The sequence below is a fragment of the Flavobacterium sp. genome (assembly GCF_044371705.1).
In the GTDB taxonomy this organism is placed as follows: domain Bacteria; phylum Bacteroidota; class Bacteroidia; order Flavobacteriales; family Flavobacteriaceae; genus Flavobacterium.
Genome location: NZ_JBILTE010000076.1, coordinates 1 through 12055, shown reverse-complemented (window position 1 = coordinate 12055; position 12055 = coordinate 1). Strand labels below are relative to the sequence as shown.

The 12055-nt window shown below is 34.7% G+C and carries 8 protein-coding genes, 1 tRNA gene and 1 pseudogene; 6 read left to right on the top strand and 4 right to left on the bottom strand.

Features of this window, described 5'->3' with window-relative positions; genetic code table 11:
* Nucleotides 1-2457 (bottom strand): DNA polymerase I (gene polA / locus ACIQ2S_RS06945; protein WP_396174320.1); only part of this gene is annotated, 2457 nt, incomplete at its 3' end.
* 131 nt (nucleotides 2458-2588) lie between these two features.
* Here polA and ACIQ2S_RS06940 point away from each other — a divergent pair.
* Nucleotides 2589-3824, top strand: coding sequence for a metallophosphoesterase (locus tag ACIQ2S_RS06940; RefSeq protein WP_396174318.1), 1236 nt, complete (start codon nucleotides 2589-2591; stop codon nucleotides 3822-3824).
* A 74-nt stretch (nucleotides 3825-3898) separates the two neighbouring features.
* On the top strand, nucleotides 3899-4195 hold the full coding sequence (locus ACIQ2S_RS06935; protein WP_396174316.1) for a thioredoxin family protein: 297 nt from the start codon (nucleotides 3899-3901) through the stop codon (nucleotides 4193-4195).
* On the opposite strand, the gene ACIQ2S_RS06930 is transcribed toward ACIQ2S_RS06935, so the two are convergent.
* The gene (locus ACIQ2S_RS06930) at nucleotides 4192-4836 is read right to left on the bottom strand and encodes a polysaccharide deacetylase family protein (protein ID WP_396174314.1); all 645 of its coding nucleotides are present in this window, start codon (nucleotides 4834-4836) and stop codon (nucleotides 4192-4194) included. The two genes, ACIQ2S_RS06935 and ACIQ2S_RS06930, sit on opposite strands and share 4 nt — an antisense overlap.
* A gap of 48 nt (nucleotides 4837-4884) precedes the next feature.
* Nucleotides 4885-8088 carry a DUF2723 domain-containing protein gene (locus ACIQ2S_RS06925; protein WP_396174312.1) on the bottom strand — a complete coding sequence of 1068 codons (3204 nt, stop codon included), beginning with the start codon at nucleotides 8086-8088 and terminating at the stop codon, nucleotides 4885-4887.
* A 201-nt stretch (nucleotides 8089-8289) separates the two neighbouring features.
* Here ACIQ2S_RS06925 and ACIQ2S_RS06920 point away from each other — a divergent pair.
* Nucleotides 8290-8360, top strand: a tRNA-Gln gene (locus ACIQ2S_RS06920).
* 54 nt (nucleotides 8361-8414) lie between these two features.
* Here the strand turns inward: ACIQ2S_RS06920 and ACIQ2S_RS06915 are convergent.
* Nucleotides 8415-9239 (bottom strand): universal stress protein, encoded by an 825-nt coding sequence (locus tag ACIQ2S_RS06915; RefSeq protein WP_396174310.1) that lies wholly within the window; start codon nucleotides 9237-9239, stop codon nucleotides 8415-8417.
* 176 nt (nucleotides 9240-9415) lie between these two features.
* Between ACIQ2S_RS06915 and rimP the strand changes: the two genes are divergently transcribed.
* The 3 genes and pseudogenes from rimP to ACIQ2S_RS06900 all read left to right on the top strand — a co-directional run.
* On the top strand, nucleotides 9416-9880 hold the full coding sequence (rimP, locus tag ACIQ2S_RS06910; protein WP_396174308.1) for a ribosome assembly cofactor RimP: 465 nt from the start codon (nucleotides 9416-9418) through the stop codon (nucleotides 9878-9880).
* Between the two features lie 18 nt (nucleotides 9881-9898).
* A complete protein-coding gene (gene nusA, locus ACIQ2S_RS06905) occupies nucleotides 9899-11140 on the top strand; it encodes a transcription termination factor NusA (protein WP_396174305.1) in 1242 nt (413 codons plus the stop codon).
* Between the two features lie 32 nt (nucleotides 11141-11172).
* Nucleotides 11173-12055 (top strand): annotated as a pseudogene (locus tag ACIQ2S_RS06900) (translation initiation factor IF-2); the annotation flags it as partial.

Below are 12055 nucleotides of genomic sequence, written 5' to 3'. Positions count from 1 at the left end.
TTCGGCACTTTCTTTTCGGGATAAATTGGTTTGATTGGAAAGTCCGAATGCCGACACCCCATAAATAATTCCGAAATTCACCGTTTTTGCATTGCTTCGTTGTTCTTTGGTGACTTCCTCCAGTGGAACATTGAACACTTTTGCAGCGGTACTTTTATGAATATCTTCATTATTTTGAAACGCTTTAATCATATTTTCTTCGCCGGATAAAGCGGCAATAATGCGAAGTTCAATTTGTGAATAATCGGCAGAAACTAACGTATAATTTTCATCTCTGGCAATGAATGCTTTTCGGATTAATCGACCTCTTTCGGTTCGAATCGGAATGTTTTGCAAGTTCGGGTTGTTTGAACTCAATCGACCTGTTGCAGCTACCGTTTGCATATAATCGGTGTGAACGCGTTGCGTTTTTGGATCTACTTGATTGGGTAATGCATCAATATAGGTGCTTTGTAATTTCACCATTTGTCGCCATTCCAAAATGTCTTTCACAATTTGGTGTTCGTTTACCAAATAACTCAAAACCTCTTCGCCGGTGGCATATTGACCGGTTTTGGTTTTCTTTTGTTTGGCTCCGCCGATTTTTAATTTATCAAATAAAATATCGCCCAATTGCTTTGGAGAAGCTAAATTGAATTTTTCACCGGCCGTTTCATAGATTTTTTGTTCAAATTCGGTGATGTCTTTTTGCATATCGACCGACATTTTTTTCAAAAATTCCACATCCAATCGAATACCTTCGGATTCCATCGCAACTAAAACAGGAATTAATGGAATTTCTATTTCATCAAACAATTTCTTCGTTTCGGCTTTGTCTAAAATCGGACTGAAAACTTCTTTTAATTGAAAGGTAATATCAGCATCTTCGGCTGCATACTCTTTGATGTCTTCGAGATTGACATCACGCATTGATTTTTGATTTTTACCTTTTTTACCAATTAACGTTTCAATGGATTTTGGCGAATATTTCAAATATGTTTCCGATAAAATATCCATATTGTGACGCATATCGGGATTGATCAAATAATGAGCAATCATGGTGTCAAATAGTTTTCCTTTGGCAGCAATGCCATAATTTGCTAGTATTTTCAAATCATATTTAAGGTTCTGACCAATTTTTTCAATGGTTTCACTTTCAAAAAAAGGCCTGAATTTTTCAAGTAATTGCTGAGCTTCTCCCTGATTTTCAGGAAACGGAACATAGAAAGCTTTTCCTTTTTCCCACGAAAGTGCCAAACCAACTAATTCGGCATTCAACGCATCAATTCCGGTGGTTTCGGTGTCAAAACAAACCGCCGTTTGATTCATTAAATTCTGCATCAATAATTTCACAGGTAAATCGCCTTGAATGCTTTGGTAAAAATGTTCGGTTGTTTCTAAGGTAGCATAAAACGAATTTGTTCTCACTTCATTTGAATCATCATCACTAAAACCAAACAAGTCGAATTGCTCTTCATTGGATTTTTTAGCAACTGGTTTCTTTTGTCCCGAAGCTTCGGGATAATTATTGTTATCGCTATTGTCATTGACCTCTCCATTTCCATTGGTACTGATTTCATCATATTCTTTCCCCGTGCCAAACCATTTATCAAACTGAGCTTTCATTTGTCTAAACTCAAGTTCCTGAAAAATTTCATCTGTTTTTTGCACATCGGGTTTAGACAATTCAAAATCTGCAGCATCAAAGGTTACCGGACAATCGAGTAGGATAGTAGCCAGTTTTTTAGACAACAAACCTTGTTCGGCATTGTCTTCAATTTTTTGTTTGATGGCTCCTTTTAGTTGATCGGTATTGGCTAAAAGATTTTCTATGGAACCGAATTCTTTCAATAATTTTTTAGCCGTCACATCGCCAACTCCCGGAAAACCGGGAATATTATCCACTGCATCACCTTTCATCCCGAGAAAATCAATCACTTGCAACGGATGTTCAATTTCAAATTTCGCTAGTACTTCTGGGATTCCCCAAATTTCAATTTCATTCCCCAGTCGGGCGGGTTTGTACATAAAAATATTTTCGGAAACCAATTGAGCAAAATCCTTGTCAGGAGTGACCATAAAAACTTGAAAACCTTCTTTTTCAGCTTGTTTGGCTAAGGTGCCAATTAAATCATCGGCTTCAAATCCTGCTTTTTCCATGATTGGAATATGCATGGCTTTCAATAATTCTTGAATATACGGAACCGCGATTTTGATTGCTTCAGGAGTTTCGTCACGATTGGCTTTATAGGTAGGAAATAATTCATTTCTAAAATCACTGCCACCTTTATCAAATGCAACGGCCAAGTGATCGGGTTTTTCGCGTTTAATCACATCCATCAACGCATTCATAAATCCCATAATGGCAGATGTGTCCATTCCTTTGGAATTGATTCGCGGATTTTTTATAAAAGCATAATACCCACGAAAAATTAAAGCGTAAGCATCAAGAAGGAACAGGCGTTTTTGATCAGACATACAAATAAATTTAAAGAAGGTAAAAATAAGGAATCTTGGTGAAAGTATCCTTTGTTTGAAAGGCTTTAAATTTTAATTATTTATTAACTATTAAGCAGTTGATTCTTTGTTACTTTGCCTAAAAATTTGCTGTGATAGTGCGATTATTGTTTTTCATTCTTTTTGTTGCTATTGTCGAGATTTATGCTTTTCAGGCATTCAGAACTGTATCTCGAGTGAAATGGGTGCACTATTCTTATATTCTCTTGAGTGTACTAATACTAGTTTACATTGTTTACTCATTTACTCAGTTTGACAGAAGCGTGGGCCAGAATAAGCAGACGCTGTATACGTTAGGCTTACTTTTAATCACTTTTATCCCCAAAATTGTTCTGACATTGGTTTTGTTTGGAGAGGATTTCATCCGATTAATTTCTGGAACAATTATTCATTTTATGGGAGACAACGACCGAGGGTCTTTTTTGCCTGACAGAAGAAAATTTGTTAGCCAAATTGCTCTTGGTATTGCCGCAGTTCCTTTTTTGTCACTGTTATATGGAATGACCAAAGGGAAGTACAATTTTAAAGTCATCAAACAAACCTTGTTTTTCCCTGATTTACCTGAAAGCTTTGATGGCACAACCATTACACATATCTCGGATGTTCACTCGGGAAGTTTTGATAATGCAGAAAAAATCAAGTATGCCGTTGATTTGATTAATGAACAAAATTCTGACGTAATTCTGTTTACAGGCGACATAGTGAATACGCATGCCACAGAAATGCATCCTTGGATTGACACCTTTAAAGGATTGCACAATCCAACCTTTGGTAAATATTCAGTTTTAGGAAACCATGATTACGGCGAATACATCAATTGGCCTACTCAAAAAGAAAAAGCTGATAATTTTGAAGCGATTAAAGATTTACATCGACAAATTGACTTTAAATTACTGCTAAACGAAAATATTAAGCTGAGAAAAGGAAACGAAGAAATTGCTGTTGTTGGAGTAGAGAATTGGGGTCATAATTTTAAAAAAGCAGGCGATCTTTCAAAGGCTACTTCCGGTTTAGAAAAAAATGATTTTAAAATTTTGATGAGTCATGATCCCAGCCATTGGGAATATGAAGTAAAAAATCATGAAAACCACTATCATTTGACACTTTCCGGTCATACTCACGGATTACAGTTTGGTATTGAAATTCCGGGATTTTTTAAATGGAGTCCGGTGCAATATGTCTATAAACAATGGGCAGGATTGTATGAAAATAGGGGACGATATGTGTATGTGAATCGAGGTTTTGGGTTCCATGCCTATCCGGGAAGAGTAGGTATTTGGCCTGAAATCACCGTAATCGAACTAAAAAAAGGGGAAAAAATAGTATAATTCGTTAAAAATACTACATTTGTATATTATTAGTTTAAGAATAGGTTTAATTTCAATATAAAATTTGTCAATTTATGTCAAAATTTGGTGAACTTATTAATGCTCAGGTGCCTGTGTTAATTGATTTTTATACAGAGTGGAGCGAACCTGCGGTAGCAATGCATCCCGTAATTAGAGATGTAGCGGCAGCACTAGGCGATAAAGCTAAAGTGATTAAAATTGATGTGGATAAAAATCAGGAATTAGCTGATGCACTTCGAATCAAAGGTTTGCCAACTTTGATGATTTACAAAGAAGGGCAAATGGTTTGGAGACAATCAGGTGAATTAGATGCCAATACCATCATCGGATTAGTTCAAGAGCAAATCTAGCACAATTTCTCACAAACAAAACTTTTATTTTTTAAAAATTCCAATGTTTTAGGCAAGGCATATTCCAAATTTGGGAATGCTTTTTTACTGTCGTGGAAAACGATAATACTGCCGTTGGCAATGTTCTCTGTGACATTACTCAAACATTTTTCCGGACCGGTGTTTCTGTCAAAATCAACGCTTAGTACATCCCACATTATAATTTTATAGCCATTTTTTCTTAAAACTTTCGATTGAGAAGGTTTGATTTTTCCATAAGGGGGACGAAAAAGTTTTGTTTGAGGACTATTGACAGAAAAGTTTTGAATGCTTTTCTCGCAGTTATCCACTTCTTCAAAATAGGTTTGATTGCTTGTTTTCCATCCTTTTACATGATTAAAAGTGTGATTTCCAACGGAGTGTCCGTCAGCAATAATTTTTTTAAAAATCTCCGGATGCTTTTCAATATTAATGCCGATACAGAAAAATGTAGCCTTGGCATCATACTGTTTTAATTGTTCCAACACCCATTCAGTAATTTCAGGAGTCGGACCGTCATCAAAAGTCAAGTATACTTTTGGCTCGGTAGTTGAAATGCTCCAAACATAGTTTGAAAACAGTTTCTTGACTATTTTATTTGTTTTTACCCAAAACAGTTTCATAGGTTTTTCTATCAAAAAAAAGAGCCAAATGAATGGCTCTTTAATTAATTATTCAAAATCTCGATTGAATCGATCAAATCGTTTATTATGGTTATTGAAACTCACTTTTTCTTGCTCATAAAAACTCACATCACCGCGGTCTTTCATTGTTTGGAGTAATGATCGGTATCGTTCGATATTTGTGATGATTTCAACAGCCATATCATTTTGTTCAGATGTTTTTAAACCAGCAAAGTAAGTTAAATTCTCTTGGTATTTTTTAATCAATTTTGATAGAATGGCACGAGCTTTTTCTTTTTCACCTACCTCATAGTAACCTCCTGCAAAAGGTTCAACCATTGTATAGAATCCATAATATTCCATTGGCATTTTATCCATCGCCAAATCAATTATTTTTTTGGCTTTATCCAATTTGCCTTCATTGATTAGTTGTTCCATCAAGCGAGCCATATTGGTTCGGTAGGAAATGCTGTTTTTTCTGGTTTCCGGGTCATGATAAATTGTTTTGCTGTCGCCGTTGCCCCAATCCCATTTCATCACAATGTCGTACATGGCATCTGAATCAATCATACCCATATCCATTGGAGCATTTTCTTCGTCAATCGGAGTTTTAACGGGAACCAATTTATAAACCAATCCTTGTAATTGTAAAAAGTCTTTCATCCAAAGATAATCTTCATCACTAAAACTACCGCCAGTAAAGCAAATAGGTCGTTCCCAATTGTTATTGTTGATAATATCAAACATCATCAATCGGTTTTTATAAAGGGCTCGTCCTTTGATATCTACATCAATATATGGCACAATTGAATCGTTGTATTTTGAAGCAACTACCTTGTTTTTTATCACGGCATTTTTATCAACCGGAATTCTGATTTTATTGGTTGGATAGAAATGAATTTTTTGTCCGTTAGGCATATCAACAAACGTTCGTTCATCATCGTTTGCAATAAATCCCAAAAGATCTTTTAATTCCCAACGATTTTCCGTTTTTTGATTAAATACACAATAGTCTAAATTATCTCCAACGTATTGATTTCTTTCAAAAGTAATAGGCACCGGTTCAGACTCATAAGCTTTTGCTTTCATTTGATCAATGTACCAATCGGTCATTAACAAACTCGTGTTTACAATTCGCACATCAGTTCTTATTCCTTCAACTTCTTGAGCATACCAAAGAGGGAAGGTGTCATTATCACCTATTGTAAATAATATGGTATTTGGCTCACAAGATTGCAAATAGGCTTTAGCATTTGAAAGTGCAGTATACTTTTCAGAACGATCGTGATCGTCCCAGTTTTGAGAAGCCATTAATAGTGGAGCGGCACAAAGCGTTAATACAATGATTAATGGAGCTGCGATTTTTGGGGCAAGCCATTTTTTGATGTAATCAAAGATGGCATAGACGCCAAAGCCAATCCAAAGAGCAAAAACATAAAAAGATCCTACTAACGCATAATCTCGTTCTCTTGGTTCGAAAGGACGTTCGTTTAAATATATTTTTAGAGCAAAACCGGTGAATAAAAATAGCACTAAAAGGATGTAAAACCATTTTAGATTTTTGTTTGCCAAGAAAAGCAATCCAATGATTCCTAATATAAAAGGAAGGAAAAAATAGACGTTTCTTCCTTTGTTATTTAAAACATCCGATGGAAGATTTTCCTGAGAGCCTAAGTGAAGTGAATCAACAAAGGAAATTCCGCTTAGCCAGTTTCCATCTAAAGTGTCATATTTGCCTTGATTGTCATTTTGTCTTCCGGTAAAATTCCACATCAAATACCTCCAATACATATAGCCAAATTGGTATTCAAACATAAAACTGATGTTGTCTGCAGTTTTTGGTTTTTCGATGATTAAATAGTTTCCATACGTTTTTAAGAATTTCAGATAATCTTCACTGTCCAATCTTCCGGTGGCATAAGCTTGTTTGAAATCAATAACAATATTGATTAGTTCTTCTTCTTCAGAATATTCCGGGTTAATAGTAAAATTGGGAACATCTGTAAAATTGATATAATTTTCTATATGATCCGTGCTCCATAGACGTGGCAGAATTGCTTTGTGTTTGGAGTCGCCATTTTGCACCGCATTTTTATAATTATTGGTAATAACATACTTTCCGGAAGCATAGTCTCTTTCATAGTTTGGAGCATTGTCTAAATAAGGTTCGTCTTCATCTAGTCCAGCAAAAGTATCCGTATATTGAGGGCCATAAAACAAAGGATTATGTCCGTATTGCTCTCGGTTGTAGTAGGCCAAAACTTCACGTGCATCTGAAGGCCTGTTTTCGTTAATTACTACATTTGCATTGGCACGTATGGGTAACATTAACCAGGTTGAAAAACCAATAAAAATAAAAAGAATGCACAATAGTAATGTATTAAATTGTGGCAAGTTTTTCTTTTTGGTATAACGTAAACCAAAATAAAAAAAAGCAATAAGAAAAAGCGTCATGAATACAGTTCCGGAATCAAAAGGCATTCCCAATGTATTTACCATAAATACTTCAGTTTTTCCAAATAGTGCCATGGTAATTGGCAATAGCAATTTGAAAATAAATAGTAAAATAGCTACCACTAAAATATTTGCTAAAATGAAGTTTTTAAAGGTAATTGTTTTGTAATTTTTGAAATAGTATAGTAATCCCATGGCTGGAATGGTTAGTAAAGCCATAAAATGCACGCCAAAAGAAAGTCCAATCACCAAGCAGATAATCAACAACCATTTGTTACCTCTGGGTTCATGCATTTCGGCTTCCCATCGTAGACTTAACCAAAAAAGAATTGCTATAAGAAAAGTAGCCATGGCGTAAACTTCCGCTTCTACTGCATTGTACCAAAAACTATCAGAAAATGCGAATGATAAAGCCCCAACAAATGAACTTCCCAAAACAGCCAAGTCATTCCATTTATTCGGTTCTGAAAATTCGGATAGAATCTTTTTTAAAATTATTGAAGAAGACCAAAACAGAAACAAAATGGTAAATGCACTAGAAAAAACCGACATCATATTAATCATGAATGCTACTTGAGACGGATCGGATGCGAACATAGAAAAGAATGCTCCCATCATTTGATAGAGTGGTGCTCCGGGTGGGTGTCCGACTTGTAATTTAGCTGAAGTTGCAATATATTCACCACAATCCCAAAAACTTAAGGTGGGTTCAACAGTTAAAGTGTAAACAATTAATGCGATAGAGAATACTAACCATCCCAAAACTGTATTCCATTTCTTGAAGTTAAATGTTGTCATTAATTTAGTTTGAAGTTTAATAAAATTACCTACAAAGAAACTATTTTTTTGTTGAATGAAAAGCGTATTAACAAAATATTCTAATCCTATAGCTTCGTTTCCAGTGGGTTTGAAATAATTGAAATTATTTTTTATAAAAATGCCTGAAATACTTGTGTAGATTAAAATATGTTATAAATTTGCACTCGCATTATGCAAAGCTGGTCCATGGTGTAATGGTAACACTACGGTTTTTGGTACCGTCATTCAAGGTTCGAGTCCTTGTGGACCAACAAAAAAAATACCTCTCAGTTCTGAGAGGTATTTTTATTTTGGGTTCAGTCTAATTAGATTTTGAATGTTACTACAGGTCTTAAAGCATGGTTTACTAAATCTTCACTGATGCTGCCGTTAAAGAAGTGTGATAGACCTTTTCTTCCGTGTGTACACATTCCGATTAAATCAGCATCGATACTTTTTGCAAAATTTAAAATGCCTTTTTCAACATTTGCATCGTTATAGATGTGTGTAAAATGTTTTTTGATTGTAAATCCTGAAACAAAATTATTCATAATTTCTTCAGCTACAGAAGTTGATTTAAAACTGTTAGGCGTGTTAACCATTAACAAATGCAATTCAGCATCAAATTTATTTGCAAAATCAACCGCTTTTTGGAATGGTTTTTTCGCTTCATCAGAAAAATCGGATGCAAATACAAATTTATTGATAGTGAACTCAGCTAGTTCCTTTTTAATAATTAAAACCGGAACTTCAGATGAACGCACTACTTTTTCTGCATTCGAGCCTATGAACATTTCTTTGAATCCACTAGCCCCATGAGAACCCATGACAATCAAATCAACTTGGTTTTTTTTGCTTATTTCCATAATACCGTCAAAGGCCATCTCAAATTGTACAATTTCAGAAACTTTTAAGTCATCCAGGTATTCTTCGTCCATTAATTCTTCAAGCTTGTTCATTGCTGCATTTTTAAAGAACATGACTTCAGGAATACTATGCCCTGCAGATACAGCATCACCTGCTTGATTTGGTAATTCCAACATGTGAAGCAAAATGATTTCGCCATTATTTTTTTTTGCAATTTGGGCAGCAACCTTTAAAGCATATTCTGCATGTTGAGAGAAATCAGTTGGGATTAGAATTTTTTTCATAAATACAAGTGTAAAATAGTTTACTAGTTGGTTAAAATTATTTAGTATAAAGGTACAAATATTTTTTTTCAAATATACAATCATTTTTGATTTATAAAAAAATCACTATATTTGCACCGTTATTTGTTTAAAATTGGATAATGAGGGGAGCTTTGCTCCCCTCTTTTTATAAAAATATGACATTTAGAGAGCAAGTTTTACAGTTGTTGAATGATGGTTTGGCAGAGAAACCTGAGTTGTTTTTAATTGATTTTTCAATTTCAGATACTCAAAAAATACTGGTTACTTTAGATGGTGATCACGGGGTTACTCTCCAGGATTGCATTGATATTAGCAGAGCCATCGAACACAATTTAGACAGAGAAGAGCATGACTTTGGATTAGAGGTAGCCTCAGCAGGCCTTTCTACTCCTCTGAAAATGGTTAGACAATATAGGAAAAATGTAGGTCGCATTTTAAAAGTAAAAACTGCAACCGAAAATATAGAAGCAACGTTAGATGATGTAAATGACGAATTTATTACATTGTCATGGACGGCACGCGAACCCAAAAAAATTGGGAAAGGAAAAGAAACGGTAGAAAAACGAATAGAATTACCGTATTCTGAAATTAAAGAAGCAATAGTTACAGTAACATTTTAGAAATTTTTAGATTATAGTATGGAAAATTTAGCATTAATTGAATCATTTTCAGAGTTCAAAGACGATAAATCCATCGATCGTGTAACCTTAATGGCTATATTGGAAGATGTTTTTCGAAATGCATTAAAGAAGAAATATGGTTCAGATGATAATTTTGATATCATTATCAATCCTGATAAAGGAGATATGGAGATTTGGAGAAACCGTGTGGTAGTTAATGATGATGAAGTAGAAGATGAAAATTCTGAAATTGCATTGTCTGAAGCCAGAAAAATTGAACCGGATTTTGAAGTGGGCGAAGATGTATCTGAAGAAGTAAAATTAATTGATTTAGGAAGAAGAGCAATTTTGGCTTTGCGTCAAAACTTAATTTCTAAAATTCATGAACACGATAGCACGAATCTATACAAGCATTTTAAAGATTTAATTGGTGAAATTTATTCTGCCGAAGTGCATCATGTACGACCAAGAGTTGTAATTTTGATTGATGACGACGGAAATGAAATTGTTTTACCAAAAGAAAAACAAATTCCATCCGACTTTTTCCGTAAAGGTGATAATGTGAAAGGAATTGTTGAAAGTGTTGAATTAAAAGGGAATAAGCCTCAAATTGTAATGTCAAGAACTTCAGAAAAGTTCTTAGAAAAATTATTTGAACAAGAGATTCCTGAAATTTTTGATGGTTTAATTTCGGTTAAAAAAGTAGTTCGTATTCCTGGCGAAAAAGCGAAAGTAGCCGTAGATTCTTACGACGATAGAATTGATCCGGTTGGTGCTTGTGTCGGCATGAAAGGCTCGAGAATTCACGGAATTGTTAGAGAATTAGGAAATGAAAACATCGACGTTATCAATTATACAAGTAATATTCAATTGTTTATTACAAGAGCGTTAAGTCCTGCTAAAGTTTCTTCAATCAAAATTGATGAAGAGGCTAAAAGAGCAGAAGTGTTTTTGAAACTTGAGGAAGTTTCAAAAGCAATTGGTCGTGGCGGTCACAATATCAAATTAGCCGGTTTATTAACAGGTTATGAATTAGATGTGATTCGTGAAGGAAATGTAGCAGAAGAAGACGATGTTGAATTAACAGAGTTTTCGGATGAAATTGACGGATGGGTTATTGATGAATTTGCAAAAATTGGTTTAGATACCGCAAGAAGCGTATTGAAACAAAGTGTTGAAGATTTAGTTAGAAGAACCGATTTAGAAGAGGAAACTATTCTTGATGTGATGAAAATATTGAAGGAAGAACTTGATAACTAATTTTTAAACAAAAAAAATACTAATAAAGTTATATGTCTGAAGAAAAGAATATACGAATTAATAAAGTCTTAAGAGAATTGAATATTTCTTTAGAAAGAGCTGTGGACCACCTTAAAGATAAAGGTGTTGCTATTGAAGCTAGTCCGAACACAAAAATTTCTGAAGAGGTATATGCTATTCTTTGCAATGAATTTGCTCGCGATAAAGGGAATAAAGAAGCTTCTAAAGAAGTTAGTGAAGAAAAGAGAAAAGAAAAAGAAGCACTACGATTGGAGCGTGAAAAAGAATTAGAACAACAACGTAAACTTGAAGAAGAACGTCAGCAACAAGAAATAATCAAAGCAAGAGCTGTGGTTCAAGGTCCTAAATCTGTTGGAAAAATAGATTTAGAACCAAAAAAGTTTGTTGAAATGCCAGTTGAAAAAGTAGCTAATGAGCCGATTGAAGCAGTTGAAAAAGTGCAGCCGGTTGCCGAAGTGCAGGTTGAGAATCCTATAGTTGAAAAGCCTGTTGTTGAAGCAAAAGTTGTAGCAGAAAGTACACCAAAAGGTGAAGTTAAATCTACACCAAAAATCAGCGTTAAAAAAGCGGAAGCAGTAGTTCCTGTAGAAGCTAAAAAAGATGAAGCGGGAGCTACAGAAGCTGATTTGGTTGATGAGACATTTAAAACGAAATATTTAAAACTTTCCGGTACAACTTCTACGGGTCAAAAAATTGATTTATCACAGTTTGACAAACCTAAAAAGAAAAAAGAAGAACCGAAAATTCAGCCAAATAAGCCTGGCACGCCCGGTGCAGCTAATGCCAATAATGATCCAAATAAAAATAAACGAAAACGGATAGCTCCAAAACCTGGGTTCAATGCTGCAAATCCAAATGCGGCTAGCAGAACTCCGGTAGGCCCAAATAAAGGAC

Bases quoted from the DNA above. Each gene is read 5' to 3' on its own strand.
- ACIQ2S_RS06915 (WP_396174310.1), bottom strand. From the start codon at position 9,239: ATGAAAAAAATTCTAATCCCAACTGATTTCTCTCAACATGCAGAATAT.
- ACIQ2S_RS06935 (WP_396174316.1), top strand. From the start codon at position 3,899: ATGTCAAAATTTGGTGAACTTATTAATGCTCAGGTGCCTGTGTTAATT.
- rimP (WP_396174308.1), top strand. From the start codon at position 9,416: ATGACATTTAGAGAGCAAGTTTTACAGTTGTTGAATGATGGTTTGGCA.
- ACIQ2S_RS06930 (WP_396174314.1), bottom strand. From the start codon at position 4,836: ATGAAACTGTTTTGGGTAAAAACAAATAAAATAGTCAAGAAACTGTTT.
- ACIQ2S_RS06925 (WP_396174312.1), bottom strand. From the start codon at position 8,088: ATGACAACATTTAACTTCAAGAAATGGAATACAGTTTTGGGATGGTTA.
- nusA (WP_396174305.1), top strand. From the start codon at position 9,899: ATGGAAAATTTAGCATTAATTGAATCATTTTCAGAGTTCAAAGACGAT.